Below are 25,320 nucleotides of genomic sequence, written 5' to 3'. Positions count from 1 at the left end.
TATTTATTTTAACTTAGTTTCTATTTCTGTAATCGTTTACTTTATTCTAAAACGTAAACCAGCATAATACATACTTCCGTATATTGGACCATACACAAAATTACTATCAAAATTTGAACCAAAAGGATTATCTGCACTAACAACAGGATCATCTTGACGCACATTTGTCACATTTTCCCCACCTAAATATACTTCAAATTTTGGAGAAAACACTTTGGTGATTTGTAGATTTAGAGTTCCAACTGTAGGCGTTTCATCTGCTAACTGAAATGCCGTTGCGCTCACATCTGTACTTGGAAAACGCTGGGCACTCAACCAATTATATGTAGCATCAAATTTCCATTGACTATTATTTTTTATTTCGGTTTCATAAGATGCATTAGCAAATAGACGATGTTTTGGCACCAATGGTTTTTCTAATTTACCAGATTCATAATCGGTCTGTATGTCATAATACTTATAAGCCATTCTTACATCAAAATGTTTAAATGCATTATAATTAAATTCAAATTGAAAACTATTAGCATAACTTTCACCTTCCAAATTATAAAAATTAACTTCATAAGGATTTTCCCAATCTACAACCACTTGATTTTGAAAATCGGTTCTATAAAAATCAAAAGTAACATCAGCTTTTCTATTAAATAAGTTGAATCCTTGTAAATAGCTTACACCATAATTCCATGCAATTTCAGGATCTAAACCGTAAATAGCTCCACCTGAATTCAAAATATTAATTTGTCTAGAACTCGCAAACATATTCTGGTTTTCAGCAAAAATATTAGCACTTCGTTTTCCTCTTCCTACTGAAAATCTTAATGCTGATTTTTCCCAAGGTGTATATCGCAAATGAAAACGAGGTGTTACAAAAAAGCCTAATTTATTGTGCTGATCGACACGCACACCAGCCGTCATGGTCAATTTATCTAAGTTGTCGAAAGCATATTCAAAAAATCCACCAATAGAGTTTTCTTTACGCTCATAATTGGTAGTGTTTACCAATTCATCATAATGATCATAAGTAAAACTCAATCCTGTTTTGATTTTATGACGTGAATCTCCAATAATCGAATTATAAATTAAATTAGAGTAAAAACTGTTATGCTCTATATCGTATAGGTTTAATCCAAAATAAGAATCTTGATTGTGATGACTAAATGCCAACTGAAGCCCTAAAGTTTGATACGGAATTTCAGGATTAACATAACCTAGCTTTGTTGTGGCTTCAAAACGTTCCGAATTAATTTCGCTTCCCCAAAAATTGGTTGTACCCTTATCCGTATCTGGATTAAAATCGACTTGGCCAGCTTGTTTTTCATCATTAAGGTATTTCAAATTAATAAAAGACACAAAGCCTTTCTCGGGATTGGTATACTGCCAACGGTTCATCAGATTAATTTGATTATAAAGTGGCATATCTAAAAACCCATCATTATTAACATCATGTTTTTCTTGATGTGTATTACCATGTACATATAAGCCAGTACTCCACTTCTCAGAAACTTGTGTGTTAAAATGTGTATTGAGTTCTAAACGCTCGCTAGAAGCACCATACAAATTAACAAACAACTTATCATCGGTCTCTGGTTTTACCAGCTCTGCATTAATTTGACCAGCAATACTTTCAAACCCATTAACCACACTACCAGTCCCTTTGGTTATTTGAATGCTTTCTACCCAAGTGCCAGGAATAAAACTTAAACCATAAGCTTGAGATGCACCGCGTATTGCTGGGATATTTTCTGTTGCAATTAAAATATAGGGAGACGTTAAGCCCAACATTTTTATTTGTCGTGTTCCTGTTACCGCATCGGCAAAATTAACGTCAATAGACGGATTGGTTTCAAAACTTTCTGCCAAATTACAACAAGCCGCCTTTAGAAGTTCGTCACTTGTTACTGTAAATGTATTTGTGGCTTTTAAATATGATTTTTGCGTGGCTTGTTTACGTGAGGTAATTTCCACAGCATCTAACTCATCACTTGTTTGAAGAACATGTTTTACAAATCTGTTTTCATTAACCGTAATGGTGTCCGTTTTAAAGCCCACATAACTCACCACTAATTGATTGTATGAAAACTTATAAGGAATAGCAAACGTACCATCCGCTGCTGTAATAACGCCAATTGAAGAATCTAACCAATAGACATTGGCACCAGGTAAAGGCATTTCTTGCCCACTACTTGTTTCTAAAATAACACCTTTTAATTGATCTTGCGCAGACAGCATTAACGACAAGAACATAAATTTTATAAATAAATATTTTTTCATTTTTTTTTGAATTTCAGATATAACTAATTACACATACATATGTGTTCTTTTATTTTACTAAAAGTTATAACTGAATCAAATGAGGTAGACTTCATCCAAAAGATGAATATCCTTAACTAAGGTTGGAGGTAAATAATCTGCATGCGGAATAACCAAGTTTGGTAAACCCTCAAAAAGATTGATATAAGAATAGCTATAAGCTATTAAAACCTGTTGATGAATAAGGTCTAAATCTTCAAATGAATTAAGTGTGGTTTCGGATAGTCCGTCAATAACATCTATCTCATCTTTACAACAACTCATTTTAATGATACTGGCACTAGAATCATCGTGCTTCACAATATCATCAGCACACTTATCCGTTTTTGTAAATATGGCAACATCCACTAACGTATCTCCACAAAAGTGCTTTTCAATCGTTAATGATAATGTAGAAAACAACACCAAAAAGGATAGAATGACAGAAAATATTTTATGTGCGTATGAAAATTTCACGATGCAAAGCTACAAAATTATTAAATTGATGTTGTAAGAATTATTAAACTATTAACGGTTTAGCTTATAGTAATAAAAAGCTGGTAATAGTAATATTAAAATTATAGGCTGAATTAAAAAACGTCTAATATTAAAAAACAAATAATAATCTTCTTGCTTAGGGTTTACAACAAAATACAAAAACGGAATAAGTAGTAACACGTATGCCAATCCATAAATAAGAGCCGAAAACTTTATAATACTCTTATCTTTAAATACAAGGTATAAAATCCCCAAAGAAATAAGCGAATTTAAGACAAACCTAAACGTTGTATTTAAAACTAATTTTGCGATTTCGCGTCTTGGGCTATCTATATATAAATAGTCATTTTCAAAAAAGGTAAGGTACGGATCGTAAAACAGAACGTGCTCATAAGCTCTTATCAATATTAACAATAATACTAATACACCTACCAAACTATAAGTAACAATCTTATTCATTAGGCCTTATGTTTTTAGAAAATCGATTGACCCAAAACATCCAAAGTAAAAATACTGTACCATAGATTAACATCGGAAAAATAACAGTATGCAACACTTCTCTTCTCCATGGATAATGATAGAGTCCGATGGATAAAATAACAATACGGATTAAATTAAAAGCATAAATAATTATACTACCAGCCAAACCATACAATACTGTTGTTTTCAACTTCCCTGCAAAAGCAACGATAAATGAAAGAAATAAAATTATTACGCTCATGGCATTACAACCTTCAATGACTCTTGCAATGTACTTACCGTTAATAATAATTTTAATAGAAGCTTCATGTGGATGTGGTGTAATACTGGCATCGTACCCTAACCCGTTTAATAAAGCATCTGTTTGCACAGCTACCAAATGGGTTATATAATCAGGATAAAACTTAGAACCATCCGAGACACTTAAATAAAAATGATACCCGAGCGTTAAGATACCATACACCGTTAAAAAAGTAACGATAAAACGAATTACAGATTTATATTTTATGAGAAGTGACTTCAAAAATCAAGAATGTTAGTTTGTTGTTAAATTTATAAAAACCCTATTTTAAAACAGTGTATTTTAAATACTTTTGCAAAAAGTTTTTTTCACCTATGGATTTACACGACTTACGACCTGAAATAAAATCAATCTTATCTCAAGAAAACTTAAGTGTTGACGAACGCTTATTAAAGGTTTGCGAAACACTAGAAGCAAATATAAGTTATTATAATTGGGTTGGTTTTTATTTTAAAAATGGAGATAAGGACGAATTAAAATTAGGACCGTATGTTGGTGAACCAACCGATCACACCATTATTCCTTTTGGAAAAGGTATTTGTGGGCAAGTTGCGGTGAGTAACGAGAACTTTGTAGTACCAGACGTTAGTGCTCAAGACAATTATATAGCCTGTAGCATTACAGTTAAAGCAGAGATTGTAATTCCTATTTTTGTAAATGGAAATAATATTGGACAAATTGATATTGACTCAAATACTCCAGATCCGTTTACTAAAGTCGACGAACAGTTTTTAGAGTTTGTTTGCGAAGCAGTTGCCACATTATTAGCATAAACATTAAGTATTACACTTTAATAATTCGATTTCCAAATTGTAGTGCATTATTGTAAATCTGGATGGCATTTTAAAGTGGCATTCCAATCTCGAATACATTATAATAAGATGTTTACATCCCAGTTCTAATGGCTTCCACAGGATCTAAACGTGAAGCTGCAAGCGCAGGAATTACACCAGAAATTAATCCAATAACGGAAGAAATAAAAAATCCGAGAAACATATTTTGTATCGAAAGAACAAACTCAAAGTCTTCAACGAGACTACTGCCTATAAGTGTACCTATCCAAACTAAAAATAAACCTACCAGTCCACCTACAACAGCCAGGATAACAGCTTCAAACAAAAATTGAAATAAGATAAACTTATTTTTGGCACCTAAAGATTTTTGAATACCTATAAGATTCGTTCGCTCTTTTACACTCACAAACATAATGTTAGCAATTCCGAAACCACCTACTAAAAGCGAAAAGCCACTAATCACCCAGCCAATAACATTTAAACTTCCAATTATAGTATCTATTACATCTTGCAATCCAGACATTACCCTAATAAAAAAAGTATCAATTTGATCTGGCTTTAAACCTCTTTTACTTCGTAGTACCTGAGTAATCTCAGCCTTCACACCTTCAATATCCGCATCTTTCTCTGGTTTTACAATTACCACATACTTAATAAACGGATTATTATCACCATATCTATTTCTAACGTAATTAGCAGGAAGAAATATAGAAACGTCATTACTATCTCCAAATATACCAGAGCCTTCTTTTTTAACCACACCAATTACAGTAAATTTCTGACCATAAAGTCGTACTTTTTTACCTATCGGCTCTAAGTCACCAAATAGCGATTTTGCAATTTCAGAACCTATAACCACTACAGGTCGACCGGAATTAGATTCTACTTCATTATAAAAACGACCTTTTTCAAATTGCATGGCCTGAATATCTATAAACTCATGCGATACCACAACTGTATTAACACTACTTACTAATTCAGATTCGTATCTAATATTTTCACGCTTTACAAACAATTGCAATGCCACATGCTCTACATCTTGAACGGTAGTTTGTATACTTTTAAACTCATTATACGACACTTCTTCAAACGTTTCTCTTTGCCAACGTGGTACTTCTGTTGGTCCAAAAGACATACTAGAAATATACATTGTATTACTGTCTAAAGAGCTCAATTGTCCTTGTATCGTTTTATCTAAAGAATCTACGGCTGCCAAAACCGCTATAATAGAGAATATCCCTACAGTTACACCTAAAAGAGACAAGAATGTCCTGAGTTTATTGTTCCGAAGTGCATTTAAGGCAAATGAAAAACTCTCTTTTAGTAAACGTAAATAGACCAGCATGCAAGGATTATTTTATATCATTTTAAAGATAGGACGTTTTCAACAATTTATTGTTACAAAAAACTTAAAGAAACTGCATTTTACATCGAGATATTCTTTGTGAATATACGTATTTTTGCCGCATCTAAAACACAACACAACATTATGAGCAACAAATCCATTTCGTCAGCACTAATTTCGGTATTTAGTAAGGACGGATTAGCACCAATTGTACAAAAATTAAACGACCTCAACGTTACAATTTATTCTACGGGAGGCACTGAAAAATTCATTAAAGATTTAGGTATCGATGTGGTACCAGTAGAAGATGTTACATCTTACCCATCTATCTTAGGTGGACGAGTAAAAACATTACACCCTAAAGTTTTTGGAGGCATTTTAAATCGCCAAGATCATGAAGGTGATGTTGCTGAATTAAAAGAATTCGAAATTCCACAAATCGATCTTGTAATTGTAGATTTATATCCTTTTGAAAAAACTGTTGCTTCTGGAGCGAGCAATCAAGATATTATTGAAAAGATTGATATTGGAGGTATTTCTTTAATTAGAGCTGCAGCTAAAAATTACGCAGATGTCACTTGTGTATCTTCTGTGGATGACTACGCTGAATTTTTAGAGTTATTAGCGACTAAAAACGGTGAGACTTCAGAAGAAGACAGAAAACAATTTGCAGCTAAAGCATTTAACGTGTCATCACATTACGATGCTGCAATTTTTAATTATTTTAATAAAAATCAAGACATCCCAACCTTAAAAATTTCTGAACAAAAAGGCAAGGTCTTGCGTTATGGTGAAAACCCACATCAAAAAGGCTTTTTCTTTGGAGATTTTGATGCTATTTTCAAAAAACTACATGGAAAAGAACTTAGTTACAACAACCTATTAGATGTTGATGCAGCTGTAAATTTAATGCTAGAATTTAAAAATGACGCTCCAACATTTGCGGTATTAAAACATAATAACGCTTGTGGATTAGCACAACGCGACACCTTACACCAAGCCTACTTAGACGCTCTTGCTGGCGATCCGGTTTCAGCTTTTGGAGGGGTTTTAATTAGTAATTCTGAAATTGATGTTGCCACGGCAGAAGAAATCCATAAACTCTTCTGCGAAGTTGTTATTGCTCCATCTTTTTCTCCTGAGGCTTTAGACATTTTAAAAGGTAAGAAAAACAGAATTCTATTAATTTTGAACGATATTGAAATGCCTGAAACCAACATTAGAACGTGTTTAAATGGTGTATTAGTTCAAGATAGAAATAACGTTACAGATACGCTTGAAGATTTAAAAGCAGTAACTAAAACAACGGCAACTTCTAATGAATTAGACGACCTAATTTTTGCGTCTAAAATATGTAAGCACACTAAATCTAATACTATTGTCTTAGTAAAAGACAAACAATTGTGTGCTAGTGGCACCGGACAAACGAGCCGTGTGGACGCGTTAAACCAAGCTATACACAAAGCAAAATCATTTAAATTTGATTTAAAAGGTTCTGTGATGGCTAGTGATGCATTCTTTCCATTTCCAGACTGCGTAGAAATTGCAGATAAGGCAGGTATTACGGCTGTAATTCAACCTGGCGGCTCTATAAAAGATCAGTTAAGTATTGACTATTGTAATGACAATAATATAGCCATGGTAATGACTGGCACACGTCATTTTAAACATTAAATATTACACGTATTCAGAGCCCAAAATAAAGATGTTAACCATCTCATTTTTGGGTTCTTTGTTTTTATTAAACTCCTAATCATATTTATTTTATAAATTAAGCCAAAGAAAAAACGAAAAAAGTTTAGCAATAAACATCTTTAAACATATAAATAACGTATATTTTACTACTTTTACAGATAGTCTTAAAAATAAGATACAAATAACCCAAATAATTAAGAATAGCACATGGGATTTTTTGATTTCCTAACGGAAGAAATAGCCATAGATTTAGGAACCGCAAATACACTGATAATTCACAATGACAAAGTTGTTGTAGACAATCCATCGATAGTCGCAAGAGACCGCATCAGCGGAAAAATCATAGCTGTTGGTAAAGAAGCCAACATGATGCAAGGAAAAACACACGAAAACATTAAGACTATTCGTCCCTTAAAAGACGGAGTGATTGCTGATTTTGATGCTTCAGAGCAAATGATTAGTATGTTTATTAAAAATATTCCGGCATTAAAGAAAAAGTTTTTTAATCCTGCGTTACGTATGGTAGTTTGTATTCCTTCCGGAATTACTGAAGTCGAAATGCGAGCAGTAAAAGAATCTTGTGAACGTGTAAATGGTAAAGAAGTTTACTTAATACACGAGCCTATGGCTGCTGCTATTGGTATTGGTGTAGATATAATGCAACCCAAAGGAAACATGATTGTTGATATCGGAGGCGGTACCACAGAAATTGCTGTTATTGCTCTTGGAGGTATTGTATGCGATAAATCTGTAAAAGTTGCTGGTGATGTATTTACTAACGACATTATTTATTACATGAGAACGCAGCATAACTTATATGTTGGAGATAGAACGGCTGAAAAAATTAAAATTCAGATTGGTGCAGCTACCGAGGATTTAGAATTACCTCCTGAGGATATGAGTGTTCAAGGACGTGATTTACTAACAGGTAAACCTAAGCAAGTACAGATTTCATTCCGTGAAATCGCTAAAGCTTTAGATAAATCTATTTTACGTATCGAAGACTCTGTTATGGAAACATTGTCTCAAACTCCACCAGAGTTAGCCGCTGATATTTATAACACAGGTATATATTTAGCGGGTGGTGGCTCTATGTTAAGAGGTTTAGACAAACGTTTATCTCAAAAAACAGATTTACCCGTTTACATAGCTGAAGATCCATTAAGAGCAGTTGTTAGAGGGACAGGAATTGTACTTAAAAATTTACCTAAATACAAAAGCGTATTGATTAAATAAGCCGTAAATAATGCAACAAATATTCAATTTTGTTATACGAAACAAAACCTTTCTGTTGTTTTTATTGCTATTTAGTATTGCTTTAGCATTAACCATTCAGTCGCATTCTTATCACCGAAGTAAATTTATAAATTCAGCTAATTTTTTAACTGGTGGAGTTTATGGCACCATGAATTCGGTAGATCAATATTTCGACTTAAAAACTACCAATGCTATTTTAAGTGAAGAAAACAGACAGTTAAGAGAGCAACTTTTTAATCTACAAGGCACTAAAGACTCATCATATATCGATAGCTCTTATTCAAAAGGTCATTATAAAATTACAATAGCAAATCTGTACAAAAACAGCTATTCATCGACACATAATATTCTTACCATAAATAAAGGAAAAAACGACAGTATTAAGCAAGATTTTGGAGTAATGACGTCTAATGGTATTGTTGGTATTATTGATAATACCTCAAAAAATTACGCCACAGTGTTATCAATTTTAAATGTAAAAAGTCAAATTAACGCTAAGATAAAATCTACCAACCATATTGGTTCTTTAACTTGGGATGGAAAATCTCCTGTGTATGTTCAGTTAGAGGACGTGTCTCAATTTGCACCTATTAAAGTCGGAGATACTATTGAAACAGGTGGAGAATCTTCTATTTTCCCAAAAGGCATTGGTATAGGAACTATAACGAGTTTTGAAACTGACATCAGTGGAGACACATATAAAATACAAGTAAAGTTGTTTAACGACATGACGAACATTGGAACGGTATATATTTTAGAAAATCTAGATCGTGCAGAAATTCAATCTTTAGAAAACAAAACTAATGAATAGTGTTGCTGGTATAAATATTGCCCGATTTATTTTGCTGTTGCTCCTTCAAGTTGTCATTTGCAATCATATTGATTTTTTAGGGTATATCAATCCCTACATCTATATCATTTTTATATTTCTGTTTCCAATCCGCGAAGACCGTCTCGTTCTCTTATTTGTCAGTTTTTTACTGGGTTTAATGGTCGATATGTTTTCAGACTCTGGAGGAGTGCATGCCGCAGCTGCCGTTTGTTTAGCCTATGCTAGACCAATACTTCTTAAAAGCGCATTTGGCATGTTATATGAACACCAAAGTATAAAGTTTAGTTCTACAGACATTGGTAGCCTTATTACCTATATTTCATTAGGAACCATAATTCATCATACTATATTATTTTCACTAGAAACATTTAACATTTCAAACATACTTTCAATATTAAAAAAGACGTTATTCTCTAGTATTTTCACTATAATATTAAGTGTTTTAATTATAATTCTATTTAGCCGAAACCGAAAATGAGAAAGTTGCTATTATTAACATCGGTAATTCTTGTTGGTCTCGTTTTTATTGCCCGTTTATTTTATCTTCAAGTTTATGACAATACGGTTTATAACATTTTTGAAGACAATGCCATACGAAAAGAATATAACTACCCAAAACGTGGCTATGTGTATGACCGAAACGGAAAGTTACTTGTAGCCAACCAACCATCTTATGACGTTATGGTTATTCCTAGAGAGGTTAAACCATTAGACTCATTAGAAATTAAAGAATTTTGTAGCCTTTTAAAAATAACACGAGAAGATTACGATAAAAAATTAGATCGAGCAACACGATACTCGCCAAGACTTCCCTCTCCTTTTGTACCACAACTCTCTAAAAAAGATTATGCTGTGCTTCAGGAAAAGATGAGAAAATATGACGGTTTTTATATCCAAAAACGTTCTTTGAGATCTTACCAAACCAATATTGGTGCCAACGTATTAGGTGATCTCGGTGAAGTCAATCGCAAAACCATTCAAAATGATCCTTATTATTCTCTTGGCGATCTTATAGGAAAACAAGGTATAGAAAAGACTTACGAAAAAACCTTACGAGGTGTAAAAGGAATAAAGTTTATTCAAAAAGACCGATTTAATAAAAATATAGGCCCTTTTAAGGAAGGGAAGCTAGACACCTTACCACAAGCCGGAAAAGATGTTACCATTACCATTGACTCTGAGCTACAAGCTTACGGAGAGTTATTAATGACCAATAAACATGGAGGTATAATTGCTATAGAACCTAGTTCGGGTGAAATTTTAGCCATGGTTACAGGTCCATCGTACAATCCTAACCTATTAGTGGGAAGAGATCGTTCTAAAAATTTCACCAAATTATATAACGATAGCATTGCAAAACCTTTATTCGATAGAGGCCTACAAGCCATGTATCCTCCTGGTTCGCCTTTTAAGACCTTAAATGCATTAATTGCATTACAAGAAGGAGTTGTAACCCCTGAAGAACGTTTTAGCTGTGCCTTAGGTTACAGATATGGGAACCGCAAAATGGGATGCCATCATCATATTAGTCCAGTAAATATGAATATTGGCATATACGAATCTTGTAATTCCTATTTTGCCAATGTATATAGAAGAATAATGGATAAATATGACTCTCCAGCTGAAGGTATGGACAACTGGAGTAAGCATATAAAAAGTTTTGGTTTAGGAAATTATCTCAACAATGATTTAGCAGTAGGACAACCAGGTAAAGTGCCTTCAGCTGAAACCTATAACAGAGGTTATGGTAAAAACCGATGGTACACCACCTTTACCTTATCTAATTCTATTGGTCAAGGAGAAGTGCTAGCAACACCTATTCAGCTAGCTAATATGGCAGCAGCAATTGGAAATAGAGGCTACTATTATACACCTCATATCATTAAAAATATTGAAGGAGATACTATTCCTGAAGCGTTTAGAACTCCTAAATATACAACCATAGACAAACGTCATTTTGAACCAGTTGTACAAGGTATGTATGACGTATACAATAAAGGAACAGCCAGATCACTACAAGTAAAAGGTATTGAAATCAGTGGTAAAACTGGGACAGCAGAAAACTTTGCGATTATTGATAGTGTAAAAACGCAGCTTACAGATCATTCAATTTTTGTGGCCTTTGCACCTAAGGACAACCCTAAAATAGCCATCGCTGTATTTGTAGAAAACGGCTATTTTGGAAGTCGATTTGCGGGTAAAATGGCAAGTCTTATGATAGAATACTACATTAAAGGTGAGATTACAAGAAAGGACTTAGAAAACTTTGTATTGCGTTATTCTCTCGAACACGAATATGAAAAACCATATTTAGATGAACCATTTGGCATTAATAGACAAACAAAATTAGATCCTATAGAAGAAGAGGAATTTCAAAATCTCTTAAAACTTAAAGCCGAAATCCCAAAGTCTTAAAAGCATGATAAGAGAAAATCATAGAGGTTTTAAATTCGATTGGGTTACTATAGTTCTATTTCTATTATTGGTAGGTTTTGGCTATCTTAATATTTTATCAGCATCGCATGTTGGTGAGGTAACCAACTATTTTGACACTTCAGAACTTTACGGTAAGCAACTTGTGTTTTTAGGCTTAACTTTTGTTCTTATTATTTTCATTCTTTCGTTTGAAGCTAAGTTCTATGAACGCTTTGCCAGCATTATATACTTAGTGGCCATTTTATCACTAATTGGCTTATTTATCTTCGGAAAGGACGTTAATGGTGCTCGCTCTTGGTATGGCATTGGTAGTATGACAATTCAACCCAGTGAGTTTGCCAAATTTGCTACAGCTTTAGCGGTTGCAAAATACATAAGCGATCTTCAAACCAATATGACAACTTTAAAAGATCAAGTTAGAGTTGCAGCAATTATTTTTATTCCAGCGTTATTAATTTTACTACAAAACGATGCCGGAAGTACTATTGTTTACCTAGCCTTTTTCTTTGTTTTTTATCGCGAAGGTTTACAACAAGTGTATTTAGTTATTGCTTTGTCATTAATAATCTTAGCTGTACTAGGGCTAAAATTTGGCGTTTTAATCACAGTACTTGTGGTGGTCACGGTTCTAACATTTGTGTATTTTTTTAGAAAGAAAAAAAGAGGTTCAATATTACAATATGTTGCTGCACTCATTGTAGCAATAGCGTTTTCTTATGGTATAAAATTATTTTATGAGCACGGCTTAAAAACACACCAGCAAAACAGAATTAGCCTTTGGTTACGATTAGAAAAAGATCCGGCAAAACTGGAGCGCATGAAAAAAGAAGAAGCCTACAACCTTATTCAATCTGAACAAGCTATTAGTTCTGGCCGTATTACTGGGAAAGGTTTTTTACAAGGCACAAGAACTACAGGAAAATTTGTACCCGAACAAGAAACCGATTATATTTTTAGTACCGTAGGAGAAGAATGGGGCTTTATAGGGACAAGCTTTGTAGTCATCATATTTGTAGTACTCATTGTAAGAATTTTGTACTTAGCTGAAAGTCAAAAATCACAATTTAGTAGAGTTTATGGATATGGAGTAGCTTCAATTCTATTTGTCCATTTTACCATTAATATTGGTATGGTAATGGGTTTAATTCCAACGGTTGGCATACCACTACCTTTTTTTAGTTATGGTGGCTCCGGACTTTGGGGTTTTACTATTTTACTGTTTATTTTTGTAAAATTAGATAGCAACAAGATTAATGAATGGTAGAAAAAGACATTTCTACCCCTTTGCTTTTAGATTAAAGAAGATCCTCGATTAGTTTTATTCTACTTAATGAAGATGTTAATTCATCTTAAAATAAACCTACAAGGCTTTAGAAACCTTGCAGGTTATATTTATTACTTCAAACTTGCCAAACTAGCGTTTATAGTTTCAATCTTAGCTAAAGCATCAGCTTCTTTCTTTTTCTCTGCTGCCACCACTTGTTCTGGTGCACCTGCTACAAAACGCTCATTAGATAATTTCTTCTGCACTGATTTTAAGAATCCTTCGGTATAATTTAATTCTTCAGTTAACTTTTTAATTTCAGCCTCAACATCAATACTTCCTTCCATAGGAATAAAGTACTCATTAGACTTTACTCTATATGTTAACGCACCTTCTACTGCTTCGGTAACATATTCAAAACTTTCAAGGTTTCCTAGTTTTGAAATCACTTCATCAAATGTAGAATTTACATTTTCATTATTCACTACAGAAAATCCAATTGCGTCTTTGAAAGCAATATTTTTTTGTTTTCTAATATTTCTTATTCCAGAAATTACTTCGGATGCAAATTCAAACTCAGAAATCAAATCTTGATTAATTGGTTTTGACTCCGGCCACTTAGCAATAATCAAGGCTTCTTCTGGTGAACGCTCCTTAATATAATGCCATATATCTTCAGTTAAAAATGGCATAAAAGGATGTACAATTTTTAAATTATCTTCAAAAATAGACATAACTTTCTCATAGGTCGTTTTGTCAATGGGCTGTTGATAAGCTGGTTTTACCATCTCTAACATCCAACCGCAGAAATCATCATAAATCAACTTATAAATTGCCATTAAAGCATCACTTAATCTATATTTGCTAAAATGATCTTCGATCTCTACAAGTACAGATTGAAATTTAGCCTCGTACCACTCTAAGGCGATTTTGCTAGAATTTGGCTGCTCTATATCTGCTACTTCCCATAAATTAGTTAATTGAAAGGCATTCCATATTTTGTTACCAAACCCTTTTCCTTGTTGGCAAAGTGCTTCATCAAACATTAAATCATTTCCTGCAGCGGAACTTAACAATAACCCTACTCTAACACCATCTGCAGTGTATTCCTCAATTAATTTTAAAGCATCTGGAGAATTACCTAGCGACTTAGACATTTTTCGTCTTTGTTTATCTCTTACCAAACCAGTAAGGTAAACATTCTCAAATGGCTTTTCATCTTTGTATTCGTAACCAGCAATTATCATACGTGCTACCCAAAAGAATAAAATATCTGGTCCAGTGACTAAATCGTTTGTAGGATAATAATATTTTATCTCTTCGTTTTCAGGATTACGAATACCATCAAACACACTCATTGGCCATAACCAAGAACTAAACCAAGTGTCTAAAGCATCGGTTTCCTGTCTTAAATCTTCTGCTGATAATGCAAAATTATTCGTTTTTTCTTGGGCAAGTTTTACAGCAACTTCTCTGGTCTCTGCAACCACAAAATCTTCTTTTCCGTCTCCATAATAAAATGCAGGGATTTGCTGTCCCCAAAGTAATTGACGAGAAATATTCCAATCGCGAATATTCTCCATCCAGTGACGATATGTATTTTCAAATTTCTTTGGAAATAATTTTACATCTCCAGTTTTTAAAACGGCATCAATAGCTGGTTGCGCCAGTTCCTCCATTTTTAAAAACCACTGATCACTTAATCTTGGTTCTATAACAGCTTTAGTACGTTCAGACGTTCCAACTTTATTAATATGAGTTTCAGTTTTTACTAAAACTCCTAATTCTTCAAGTTCTTTAGTAATGGCTTTTCTAACTACAAAACGATCCTGACCTTCATAATGCATTCCGAAACTATTTAAACTTGCGTCTGCATTAAAAATATCAACTACTTCCAGTTGATGCTTATCACCTAAAATTTTATCATTTTCATCGTGTGCAGGTGTAACTTTTAAACATCCTGTACCAAATTCCACATCCACATATTCATCTTCAATAATAGGTATTACGCGTCCACAAATAGGTACAATCGCTTTTTTTCCTTTGAGATGTAAAAAACGTTCATCCTTAGGGTTAATACATATTGCAGTATCTCCAAAAATGGTTTCTGGTCTTGTGGTGGCGATGGTTAATTTTTCATCACTCCCCTCTACTTTGTATTCTAAATAATAGAGCGCCCCTTGTTTTTCAACGTGAATAACCTCTTCATCAGATAAAGTTGTTTGGGCTTCTGGATCCCAATTCACCATACGATAACCTCTGTAAATAAGTCCTTTATTATAAAGATCTACAAACACTTTAATTACAGCTTCTGACATATCGTCATCCATAGTAAATTTAGTACGATCCCAATCGCAAGAACAGCCTAACTTTTTAAGTTGTTCTAAAATAACACCTCCATACTCTTCAGTCCATTCCCATGCATGAGCTAAAAATTCGTCGCGAGACAAATCGTTTTTATCGATCCCTTGCTCTTTTAGTTTAGCCACGACTTTAGCTTCAGTGGCAATTGAGGCATGATCGGTACCAGGCACCCAACATGCGTTTTTACCCAATAAACGTGCTCTACGAATTAATACATCTTGAATAGTATTATTCAACATGTGTCCCATATGCAAAATTCCTGTAACGTTAGGCGGAGGAATAACGATAGTATAGGGTTCTCTCTCGTCTGGTTTAGAATGAAAGTAATTGTGCTTCATCCAGTAGTCGTACCACTTATTTTCTACTGTTGAGGGGTTATATTTAGATGGAATTTGCATGTTTTGGTATTGTTTTTGTAATAGAACTGTCAAAAGTACTTATAATTCCTTTTTTGAAAAATTATTAGCGTAAGAATATAAGTTTAAAAGTCAAATTTTCTGTTAAATGAAGTGTTATACGTCTAATAAATTTTGCTAGGAATGAAAAAGTAACTAAGTTTGACTAATCAAAATTATAGTGATGAAAAATTTAATAACAGTATTATTTGTAGGATTAATAAGTCTAGGTTCATTTGCTCAAGAAAAAGTAGCAAAAATTGAATTTAAGACCGATGTAATAGATTACGGTACCATTGAAAAAGGTGCTAATGGAGTAAGAGTCTTTGAATTTACCAATACAGGAGATGCTCCTTTAGTAATTTCTAATGTAAAATCTACTTGTGGTTGTACCGTTCCTAAAAAACCAAAAGGACCAATTATGCCTGGTGAATCTGGTGAAATAGAAGTAAAATACGATACTAAAAGAGTCAACCCAATTAGAAAAACAATTACTGTATTTTCTAATGCTGACACACCAACAGTAGCATTAAAAATAAAAGGTTTAGTAATTGATCCAAATAAGACTAGTGTCTTAGAAAAGAAAAGTAAAAGTATGCTAGAACAATAGTAAAACTTAACCTTTTAAAAATTTTAAAATGAGCGCTCAAATTGAGGGCTCATTTTTTTATGTATTTTTTCCGATTAACATTAAGATTTTTCAGAACTTAGCACTTTAAAACCATTATTAAATGCCATTAATATCAAACAAAGGCAACCAGATGCCAGAATCGCCAATTAGAAAATTGGTACCCTATGCTGAAGCAGCACAAAAAAAAGGTAAAAACATCTTCTATCTTAATATAGGTCAACCAGATATAAAAACTCCTCAAGTAGCCTTAGATGCCATAAAAAATAGCACCATTGAAACCTTAGCTTATAGTCGATCTGAAGGAGCAGAGAGTTATAGAATAAAAATTGCTGAGTACTACGAGCGTAACTCAATAGCAGTGTCTCATAATGACATTATTGTAACAACAGGAGGCAGTGAAGCTCTTCTATTTGCCTTTGGTAGTATTATGGACCAAGGTGATGAAATTATTATTCCAGAGCCGTTTTATGCCAATTATAATGGATTTTCAACAGCTTCTGGCGTCAATGTTGTACCAGTAATTTCTAAAATTGAAGATAATTTCGCTCTTCCTCCGATTGAAGAATTTGAAAAATTAATTACTCCAAAGACCAAGGCTATTTTAATTTGTAATCCTGGTAACCCAACTGGATATTTATATTCGAAAGAAGAAATAAAACAACTTGCAGACATCGTAAAAAAACACGATTTATTTTTAATCGCAGACGAGGTCTATAGAGAGTTTGTGTACGATGATGTATCGCACTATTCTATCTTACAAGAACCTGGTTTAGAACAACACGCTATTGTAATAGATTCTGTATCTAAACGCTACAGTATGTGTGGAGCTCGTATTGGGTATTTAGTTTCTAAAAATAAAGACTTTATAAAGACGGCCTTAAAATTTGCTCAAGCCAGATTAAGTCCACCGACCCTTGCACAAATTGCAAGCGAAGCAGCCTTAGATACACCGCAAAGTTATTTTGATGATGTTAAAGAAGAGTACGTAAAACGTAGAAATACTTTGATTGAAGCATTAGAAAAAATCGATGGCGTTAAAGTTGCAAACCCAAATGGTGCTTTTTATTGTATTGCAGAATTACCAGTAAAAAACTCAGATCATTTTGCAAAATGGTTGTTAGAATCTTTTGATTATAATAACAACACGGTAATGGTAGCACCTGCAGCAGGTTTCTATTCTACACCAGGAGTAGGTTTAAACCAAATCCGTATTGCCTATGTTTTAAATGAAGATAGCTTACGAACTGCAGTTAAAATTTTAGAAGAAGGATTAAAGGTATATAAAGACTAATGACAATAATTAACAACGCTTCCTTAAAACCTTTTAACACCTTTGGTATCGATGCTAAAGCGCAATCTTTTTGTGATGTGAGTACTATTGTTGCTCTAGAAACCATTTTAAAAGCGCATCACGGCACTCCTTTATTTGTTCTTGGTGGAGGAAGCAATATGTTGTTAACTAAAGATATTAAGGCTTTGGTGCTTCATATTAACTTAAAAGGCATTGAGATTGTTAGTGAAACTGCAGACACGGTAGTTATCAAAGCCATGGCTGGTGAAAACTGGCACAACTTTGTACTTTGGTGCTTAGCGCAAAATTACGGAGGCATTGAAAATTTATCTTTAATACCCGGAAATATTGGTACGGCTCCAATACAGAATATTGGTGCTTATGGAGTTGAGCTAAAAGATGTATTTGTAAGTTGTGAAGCCATAAAAATAGACAATCTATCCGTAAAGACATTTACAAAATCTGATTGTAACTTTGGCTATAGAGAGTCTATTTTTAAACAAGCTTTAAAAGGACAATACATAATTACTAGCGTTAATCTTCAATTAACAAAAACCAATCATAACCTACACACGGATTATGGTGTTATTAGACACGAATTAGAATGTGCGGGCATTGTAAACCCAACCATTCAAGATATATCAAAAGCTGTAATTGCCATTAGGCAAAGTAAATTACCAGATCCTAAAGAAATTGGTAATAGTGGTAGTTTTTTTAAGAATCCAATAATAACAGCTGAAGCATTTATGGAATTACAAAATCAGTTTCCTGATGTGCCTTCCTATAAAGTATCTGATAACGCTATAAAAATACCTGCAGGATGGCTCATAGAAAAAGCCGGATTTAAAGGTAAACGTTTTAAAGATTACGGAGTACACCAAAAACAAGCCTTAGTCTTAGTTAATTATGGCAACGCTAATGGTAAAGATATTTTTGAATTGGCGCAATTAATCCAAAAAACGGTAAGACGACTCTTTAATATCAGTATTGAAACGGAAGTGAATATTATATAAAACAAAAGTCACAATTTAGAATTGTGACTTTTGAATCTAGAATAATTTCAATTTGAAAACGCTATTAATCAACCTCTTATGAAGACAAAATCATTCTAAAACTTTATATTTATCACCTTTAAGGTGTATTTAAGTATATTTACGTTCAGAAATTAAATTTAGACGTTTTAACTATCTAAACAATAAGATTTTAACACTTTGAGTATATCACCTACAGAACAAAAGATCATAGATTATCTTCAGCAAGGAGATAAACGAGCTTTGAATTTGCTTTATGAAAATTATTCTAACAGCCTTTACGGTGTTATTTTAAAAATCACGGTAAATGAAGAAGTTGCTCAAGATGCCTTACAAGAAACCTTTATTAAAGTATGGAAAAACGCATCAAAATATGATGCCTCTAAGGCTAAACTCTTTACTTGGTTATTTCGTATCGCCCGAAATACCGCTATAGATAAACTACGAAGTTTTAATAATCGTTATCATAAAGAAGTCCAAATTGAAACATCTAACGTATATATCTTACCAACAACAAATTTTAATCAAGATGTCATGGACATTAAAAAGCATGTTGGTAAACTAGAAGAAAAATATCAAATTGTGTTAGACGCCTTATTTTTTCAGGGCATGACGCAACAAGAGGCAAGCGACGAATTAGATATTCCGCTTGGCACAATTAAGTCTAGATTAAAAATAGGATTACGAGAACTGAAAAAGGTTTACAATCCATAAATTATTTGATCATGGAAAAAAATTTACAGAACTTTTTAAATTCCGACTTGCTTAACAAGTATTTGGTTGGAGACCTTTCTTTAGAAGCATCTAAAGACGTAGAACACTTTATTTCTACTTATCCTGAAGTAGCACAAGCGTACAAAAAGCTTCAAGATAATTTAGAAATTGTAGCAAAGGCAGGTGCCGTTGAAGCGCCGCAATATATTTTAGGTAATGTTTTAAAATCTTTAGAACAGACTAATGATACCAAAGTCATTCCATTAGCACCACGAAAAAGAACTCCTTGGTACAGTATTGCAGCAAGTGCAGCAGCAATATTATTTGCAGCAACTTCAATAATGCTTTACCAAAAGAATATGGCCTTAAATAATGAAAACAATATTGTTGTTGAAGAAATTTTTGACTTGCGAAGCGATATAGAAAATAACAACTCTAAATTAGAAGAACTATCTAGGGAATTGTTAAAGCTCAACAATCCTGATTCTAAAAAATATGTATTTAATGGTAATGGACGTGCTAAGAATTTAAAAACTGTAGCCTACATAAATCCTGTTGAAAAAACATCTATGATAGATGTGATTACACTTCCTCAATTACCAAAAGAACAACAATACCAAATTTGGGCCGAGTTGCAAGACAGAATGGTTAACTTAGGTATTTTAGATGAATCTGATCGTAAGTTGAAACAAATCCCATACATGGAAGATGCTTTAGCTTTGAGTATTAAAATTGGTACTAAAGGAGATAATGCCAACGAAAATGATACTGAAGTTGCAGAAATTTCTTTAAAAGAAAATTAAAAAATAAAATCAAAGCCAAAAAAAGAGGTGCTATTTACATTGCACCTCTTTTTTTTGGATATACAGTTTTGAATATTATTCTTTTTCGAAAAAGGACTTATGAATAATTCCACCAATAACCGCACCTACTATCGGAGCCACCCAAAACATCCAAACTTGAGATAAATAAGCACCATCAGCAAAAATAGCTTGACTTAAAGATCTTGCCGGATTTACAGAAGTATTGGTCACCGGAATACTAATTAAGTGAATAAGAGTTAAAGCCAAACCAATTGCAATAGGTGCAAATCCTTTAGGAACTCTATAATTAGTACTGCCTAAAATCACTATTAAGAAAAAAGCAGTTAAAATTACTTCAATTACTAGAGCAGACAGCATACTGAAACCACCTGGCGATAACTCTCCATAACCATTAGCTGCGAAACCATCTACTCCACTAAATTCGGCTTTACCAGATACAATAAGGTACAATGCACTTGCTGCAGCTATAGCTCCTATCACTTGAGCCAAAATATATCCTAATAAATCTTTTGCCTCAAATTTTCCTCCTACCCAAAGACCAATAGATACAGCCGGATTAAAATGACCACCAGAAATATGTCCAACAGCATAAGCCATAGTTAATACTGTAAGTCCAAATGCTAGCGCTACTCCCATAAACCCAATTCCTAATTCGGGAAATGCAGCCGCAAAAATCGCACTACCACAACCTCCAAACACAAGCCAAAACGTTCCTAAGAACTCCGCGAATAATTTTTTCATAATTGTTTAATTAATTAGTTAGTAAAAAATCTATATTTAGTAATAAGACACAGCATCAACAAGTTAAGTCACACAAAAATGAATAAGAAAATAAATGTAAAAGCATTATCTTTGCATTTCAGTAAGCCTTTAAGAGAAACACTTTAAAATTTAATGCTAAACCAATATCATTAAGTTTAAGAAGGTGCTATAAGGCAATTAATACAAAAAGAAAGATAAACCGATGAAATTATTATTACTTACATTAGGATTATTAGCTATCGGAGTGGCAGGTATCGCTATAAAAATATGGGCAAAAAAAGATGGCAAATTTGCAGGCACTTGTGCCAGCCAAAACCCTATGCTTAATAAAGAAGGAGAAGCTTGCGGCTTTTGTGGAAAAACCCCAGACCAATACAAAGACTGTAGCGAACCTCAACATTCTTAAATATTAATGACCATTCCCTCAATGCTATGTTATGCATTTGTTGCAGTAGTTAGTATTCAAATCGCTTATTACCTTAGTTTTCTATTCTTTTTTAGTTTAAAACGTGCAGAAACACGACTAAAAAAGCACATCCCAATATCTCTAATTATCTGTGCTAAAAATGAATCAGAAAATCTAAAAAAAAACATTCCTCTAATACTAAATCAAAACTATTCAAATTTTGAAATTGTCTTAGTGAATGATAGTTCGTATGACGACACCTTAGAAGTCATGAAACGTTTTGACGCGCAATACGACAACATAAAACTAGTTGATGTTAAAACAAATGAAGCTTTTTGGGGAAATAAAAAATATGCACTTACCTTAGGCATAAAAGCTTCTAAACATGATTTTTTAGTATTCACTGATGCCGATTGCACACCAAACTCTGAACAATGGCTTGCGCAAATAAGCAGTCATTTTTCTAACGATAAATCCATTGTTCTAGGTTATGGAGCCTATGCTAAAAAGAAATTTTCAGTATTAAACAAACTTATCAGGTTTGAAACTGTAATGACCGCTTTACAGTATTTTTCGTATGCAAAAATGGGTGAACCTTATATGGGTGTAGGTCGTAATATGGCTTACAGAAAAGCTTTGTTTTTTAATAACCGTGGATTTAACAACCACATGTCTATTAAATCTGGAGATGACGATTTATTTATAAATGAAGTAGCTAACGCCTCTAACACCTCTGTTTGTTTCACTAAAGAAAGTTTCACTATTTCTGAACCGAAAACACGTTTTAAAGATTGGATTCACCAAAAAAGAAGGCACATTAGCACTGCTAGTCTCTATAAATTAAAACATAAATTTTTATTGAGTCTATTTTATCTTTCAACATTATTGTTTTGGGTACTTGGAAGCTATTTATTACTCATCGGATTTGCTTGGCCATGGATTGTATCTTTAATTGGATTGCGCTTTATCATTCAATGGTTATCATTTGGTTTTACAGCTAAAAAATTTGAAGAAACAGACCTCATTATTTTAATGCCAGTTTTAGAATTATTTCTCATTACTACACAATTAAGTATCTTTATAGCTAATTTGATATCTAAGCCAAAACATTGGAAGTAAAAGAAGCCATAGACAAAGCCAAAAATAATAACCAAATAGCATTTAAATTTTTATTGGATACGTTCTGGAATGACGTATATGCTTTTCAGCTTAAACGCACAAAAAATGAAAATGATGCTGAAGACATTACCATACAAACTTTCTCTAAAGCTTTTGATAAGATTAGCACTTATAATGAAGCCTATAAATTTAAAACGTGGTTGATTACTATCTCGAAAAATATTCATATCGATTTAGTCCGGAAACAGAAAAAAACAATTAATAATACTTCTAAAGACAACGAAGATCAATATTTTGATATTGTAGATAACTCACCTTCACCTGAAGACAAAATTATTACGGAACAAAACCTTGCTCATCTCTTACGCGATATAAAAAAACTAAAATTGCACTATCAAGAAGTTATTAATTTGAGGTATTTTCAAGAATTAAGCTATAAGGAAATTTCAGAAGAGCTAAAAGAACCAATCAACAATGTAAAGGTTAAACTTCTGCGCGCCAAAAAACTATTAGCAGAAATTATTGTTAAACGCTAGAACTATACCAAACCTTGCCAGCTTACTATTTCACCTCACAGCAATCCATTTTTATCACTAAAAACAACATTTCCAAATAGATATTTCTCACTAAGTGCCACTTGCTGCAGTCAACTATTTTAATTATTTAGTTTGTATCTTTGTCCTTAGAAATTGAAAATTGCATGGAAACAAAAGTTGCTTCAAATATTTTACCAGAACGTAAACCAAAATGGTTAAGAGTAAAATTACCTACAGGCAAAAAATATACTGAACTAAGAACCTTAGTAGACAAGTATAAACTAAATACCATTTGTACCTCTGGTAGCTGCCCTAATATGGGTGAATGTTGGGGAGAAGGTACAGCTACTTTTATGATTTTAGGGAATGTCTGCACGCGTTCTTGTGGCTTTTGTGGAGTTAAAACAGGACGACCAGAAACTGTAGATTGGGATGAACCCGAAAAGGTAGCACGATCAATAAAACTAATGCAGATTAAGCATGCCGTTTTAACCAGTGTAGATCGTGATGACCTTAAAGACATGGGAAGTATTATGTGGGCTGAAACGGTAAAAGCTGTAAGACGCATGAATCCTGAAACCACACTTGAAACACTAATTCCTGATTTTCAAGGTATAGAAAAACATATTGATAGAATTATTGATGTCGCTCCTGAAGTCGTTTCTCATAACATCGAAACTGTAAGACGTTTAACGCGCGATGTGCGTATACAAGCGCAATACGATAGAAGTATGGGTGTTTTAAAATACTTAAAAGCCCAAGGCCAGCGAAGAACTAAATCTGGTATTATGTTAGGTTTAGGTGAAGAACGCGAAGAAGTGATACAAACCCTTCACGATTTAAGAGCTAATGATGTAGATGTTGTAACCATTGGTCAATATTTACAGCCAAGTAAAAAACACTTACCGGTAAAACAATTTATAAACCCAGACCAATTTGACGAATATAAAGCCATTGGATTAGATTTAGGTTTTAGACATGTTGAAAGTAGTGCCTTAGTAAGATCGTCGTACAAAGCACAAAAACATATTAATTAATGATCACAATAGCCATTAACGGTTTTGGCAGAATTGGCCGTCGTGTATTTAGACTTGCTTTAGCACATCCGCAAATCCGTGTGGTGGCAATTAACGACTTAGCAGATGCAAAAACATTAAGTCACTTATTAAAATATGATAGTATTCATGGTGTTTTAACAGACACGGTTTCACACGATGATAATCATATAATTGTTAATGATGTGGCTATACCTTTATATAGAGAAACGCATCCTAAACATATTAATTGGCAAAAAGTACAGCCCGACTTTACTGTAGAGTCTACAGGAAAATTTAAGACTAAAACCGACCTTCAGCACCATATTTTAAATGGCGCGAAGCGCGTTATTCTATCCGTTCCAGCTTTGGAAGACGATATAAAAACCATTGTTTTAGGAGTCAACGATCACAGCATCGATGGCACGGAAGCAATCCTTTCTAATGCATCCTGTACTACCAATAATGCGGCACCAATGATTGCTTTAATAAAAGCGCATTTAGGTATTAAACAGGCTTATATTACAACGATTCATTCTTACACAACGGACCAAAGTTTGCACGATCAGCCTCATAAAGATTTAAGGAGAGCTAGAGCAGCCGGACAATCCATTGTGCCAACAACAACTGGCGCGGCCAAAGCATTGACAAAAATTTTCCCTGATTTATCAGATGTCATTGGTGGTTGCGGTATTAGGGTACCTGTGGCTAATGGGTCTTTAACTGATATTACTATCAATGTTGAACAACCTACAACTATAGAAAAGGTCAATACCATATTTGAAAATGCTTCAAAAAATGCATTAAAAGGAATTCTTGAATATACAGAAGATCCTATAGTATCTATTGATATTGTCGGTAATCCACACTCCTGTATTTTTGACGCACAAATGACCTCTGTGATAGGGAACATGGTAAAAATAGTAGGCTGGTATGATAATGAGACTGGATATAGTTCAAGAATTTTAGATTTAATTTGCAATTTATCGGACAAATAACCACTTTTGTCGAATAAATAATTA

Annotated in this window: 24 protein-coding genes; 17 read left to right on the top strand and 7 right to left on the bottom strand. The window is 33.4% G+C overall.

Translation table 11 applies throughout. The features are described 5' to 3' along the window. Positions 1-36: 36 nt before the first annotated feature. From C8N41_RS06570 to xrtF, 4 genes are all read right to left on the bottom strand, one after another. Positions 37-2,271: a TonB-dependent receptor gene (locus C8N41_RS06570; protein WP_115838643.1), complete on the bottom strand. Its 2,235-nt coding sequence runs from the start codon at positions 2,269-2,271 to the stop codon at positions 37-39. A gap of 75 nt (positions 2,272-2,346) precedes the next feature. Then, positions 2,347-2,766, bottom strand: a complete 420-nt coding sequence (locus C8N41_RS06565) for an HYC_CC_PP family protein (protein ID WP_115838642.1) — start codon at positions 2,764-2,766, stop codon at positions 2,347-2,349. A gap of 51 nt (positions 2,767-2,817) precedes the next feature. After that, entirely contained in the window at positions 2,818-3,246 is a 429-nt protein-coding gene (locus C8N41_RS06560; RefSeq protein ID WP_092444582.1) for an exosortase F system-associated membrane protein, read from the bottom strand. Beyond that, on the bottom strand, positions 3,239-3,790 hold the full coding sequence (gene xrtF, locus C8N41_RS06555) for an exosortase family protein XrtF (protein WP_115838641.1): 552 nt from the start codon (positions 3,788-3,790) through the stop codon (positions 3,239-3,241). Before xrtF ends, C8N41_RS06560 begins: the two co-directional genes overlap by 8 nt. Before the next feature lie 92 nt (positions 3,791-3,882). Between xrtF and C8N41_RS06550 the strand changes: the two genes are divergently transcribed. Then, entirely contained in the window at positions 3,883-4,341 is a 459-nt protein-coding gene (locus tag C8N41_RS06550; RefSeq protein WP_115838640.1) for a GAF domain-containing protein, read from the top strand. Positions 4,342-4,453: 112 nt separating this feature from the next. Here the strand turns inward: C8N41_RS06550 and C8N41_RS06545 are convergent, their stop codons facing one another. Beyond that, entirely contained in the window at positions 4,454-5,707 is a 1,254-nt protein-coding gene (locus C8N41_RS06545) for an ABC transporter permease (RefSeq protein ID WP_115838639.1), read from the bottom strand. Positions 5,708-5,851: 144 nt separating this feature from the next. Between C8N41_RS06545 and purH the strand changes: the two genes are divergently transcribed. The 6 genes from purH (at position 5,852) to rodA (ending at position 13,191) form a co-directional block, all read left to right on the top strand. Then, the gene (gene purH / locus C8N41_RS06540) at positions 5,852-7,381 is read left to right on the top strand and encodes a bifunctional phosphoribosylaminoimidazolecarboxamide formyltransferase/IMP cyclohydrolase (protein ID WP_115838638.1); all 1,530 of its coding nucleotides are present in this window, start codon (positions 5,852-5,854) and stop codon (positions 7,379-7,381) included. Between the two features lie 228 nt (positions 7,382-7,609). Beyond that, on the top strand, positions 7,610-8,638 hold the full coding sequence (locus tag C8N41_RS06535; RefSeq protein WP_092444594.1) for a rod shape-determining protein: 1,029 nt from the start codon (positions 7,610-7,612) through the stop codon (positions 8,636-8,638). 10 nt (positions 8,639-8,648) lie between these two features. After that, entirely contained in the window at positions 8,649-9,470 is an 822-nt protein-coding gene (mreC, locus tag C8N41_RS06530) for a rod shape-determining protein MreC (RefSeq protein ID WP_092444596.1), read from the top strand. Further along, positions 9,463-9,969 (top strand): rod shape-determining protein MreD, encoded by a 507-nt coding sequence (gene mreD, locus C8N41_RS06525; RefSeq protein WP_092444598.1) that lies wholly within the window; start codon positions 9,463-9,465, stop codon positions 9,967-9,969. Before mreC ends, mreD begins: the two co-directional genes overlap by 8 nt. Beyond that, a complete protein-coding gene (gene mrdA / locus C8N41_RS06520) occupies positions 9,966-11,906 on the top strand; it encodes a penicillin-binding protein 2 (RefSeq protein ID WP_115838637.1) in 1,941 nt (646 codons plus the stop codon). The genes mreD and mrdA overlap by 4 nt, the downstream gene beginning before the upstream one ends. 4 nt (positions 11,907-11,910) lie before the next feature. After that, a complete protein-coding gene (gene rodA / locus C8N41_RS06515) occupies positions 11,911-13,191 on the top strand; it encodes a rod shape-determining protein RodA (protein WP_115838636.1) in 1,281 nt (426 codons plus the stop codon). A 131-nt stretch (positions 13,192-13,322) separates the two neighbouring features. Here the strand turns inward: rodA and C8N41_RS06510 are convergent, their stop codons facing one another. Then, entirely contained in the window at positions 13,323-15,953 is a 2,631-nt protein-coding gene (locus C8N41_RS06510; RefSeq protein ID WP_092444604.1) for a valine--tRNA ligase, read from the bottom strand. A 181-nt stretch (positions 15,954-16,134) separates the two neighbouring features. On the opposite strand from C8N41_RS06510, the gene C8N41_RS06505 reads away from it, so the two are divergent. The 5 genes from C8N41_RS06505 (at position 16,135) to C8N41_RS06485 (ending at position 20,420) form a co-directional block, all read left to right on the top strand. Beyond that, positions 16,135-16,560, top strand: coding sequence for a DUF1573 domain-containing protein (locus C8N41_RS06505; protein ID WP_092444606.1), 426 nt, complete (start codon positions 16,135-16,137; stop codon positions 16,558-16,560). Positions 16,561-16,681: 121 nt separating this feature from the next. After that, a complete protein-coding gene (locus C8N41_RS06500) occupies positions 16,682-17,872 on the top strand; it encodes a pyridoxal phosphate-dependent aminotransferase (protein WP_115838635.1) in 1,191 nt (396 codons plus the stop codon). Beyond that, positions 17,872-18,885: a UDP-N-acetylmuramate dehydrogenase gene (gene murB / locus C8N41_RS06495; RefSeq protein WP_115838634.1), complete on the top strand. Its 1,014-nt coding sequence runs from the start codon at positions 17,872-17,874 to the stop codon at positions 18,883-18,885. Before C8N41_RS06500 ends, murB begins: the two co-directional genes overlap by 1 nt. A gap of 198 nt (positions 18,886-19,083) precedes the next feature. Next, on the top strand, positions 19,084-19,617 hold the full coding sequence (locus C8N41_RS06490; protein ID WP_092444612.1) for an RNA polymerase sigma factor: 534 nt from the start codon (positions 19,084-19,086) through the stop codon (positions 19,615-19,617). Positions 19,618-19,628: 11 nt separating this feature from the next. Continuing rightward, positions 19,629-20,420, top strand: coding sequence for an anti-sigma factor (locus C8N41_RS06485; RefSeq protein WP_115838633.1), 792 nt, complete (start codon positions 19,629-19,631; stop codon positions 20,418-20,420). A 75-nt stretch (positions 20,421-20,495) separates the two neighbouring features. Here the strand turns inward: C8N41_RS06485 and aqpZ are convergent, their stop codons facing one another. Further along, positions 20,496-21,182: an aquaporin Z gene (gene aqpZ, locus C8N41_RS06480; protein ID WP_115838632.1), complete on the bottom strand. Its 687-nt coding sequence runs from the start codon at positions 21,180-21,182 to the stop codon at positions 20,496-20,498. Positions 21,183-21,405: 223 nt separating this feature from the next. On the opposite strand from aqpZ, the gene C8N41_RS06475 reads away from it, so the two are divergent. The 5 genes from C8N41_RS06475 to gap all read left to right on the top strand — a co-directional run bounded on the left by C8N41_RS06475 (position 21,406) and on the right by gap (position 25,296). Beyond that, positions 21,406-21,609: a membrane or secreted protein gene (locus C8N41_RS06475; protein ID WP_092444618.1), complete on the top strand. Its 204-nt coding sequence runs from the start codon at positions 21,406-21,408 to the stop codon at positions 21,607-21,609. A 6-nt stretch (positions 21,610-21,615) separates the two neighbouring features. Continuing rightward, positions 21,616-22,728, top strand: coding sequence for a glycosyltransferase (locus C8N41_RS06470; RefSeq protein ID WP_115838631.1), 1,113 nt, complete (start codon positions 21,616-21,618; stop codon positions 22,726-22,728). Further along, positions 22,719-23,264: an RNA polymerase sigma factor gene (locus tag C8N41_RS06465; RefSeq protein WP_092444622.1), complete on the top strand. Its 546-nt coding sequence runs from the start codon at positions 22,719-22,721 to the stop codon at positions 23,262-23,264. The genes C8N41_RS06470 and C8N41_RS06465 overlap by 10 nt, the downstream gene beginning before the upstream one ends. Before the next feature lie 164 nt (positions 23,265-23,428). Further along, a complete protein-coding gene (lipA, locus tag C8N41_RS06460; RefSeq protein WP_115838630.1) occupies positions 23,429-24,301 on the top strand; it encodes a lipoyl synthase in 873 nt (290 codons plus the stop codon). Then, on the top strand, positions 24,301-25,296 hold the full coding sequence (gene gap / locus C8N41_RS06455) for a type I glyceraldehyde-3-phosphate dehydrogenase (RefSeq protein WP_115838629.1): 996 nt from the start codon (positions 24,301-24,303) through the stop codon (positions 25,294-25,296). The genes lipA and gap overlap by 1 nt, the downstream gene beginning before the upstream one ends. Positions 25,297-25,320 lie beyond the last annotated feature (24 nt).

Origin of the sequence: Winogradskyella sediminis (genome assembly GCF_003387355.1) — a bacterium.
Lineage (GTDB): Bacteria > Bacteroidota > Bacteroidia > Flavobacteriales > Flavobacteriaceae > Winogradskyella > Winogradskyella sediminis.
Note: the sequence above shows the minus strand (reverse complement) of the source record. Positions and strands in the feature narration are given on the sequence as shown.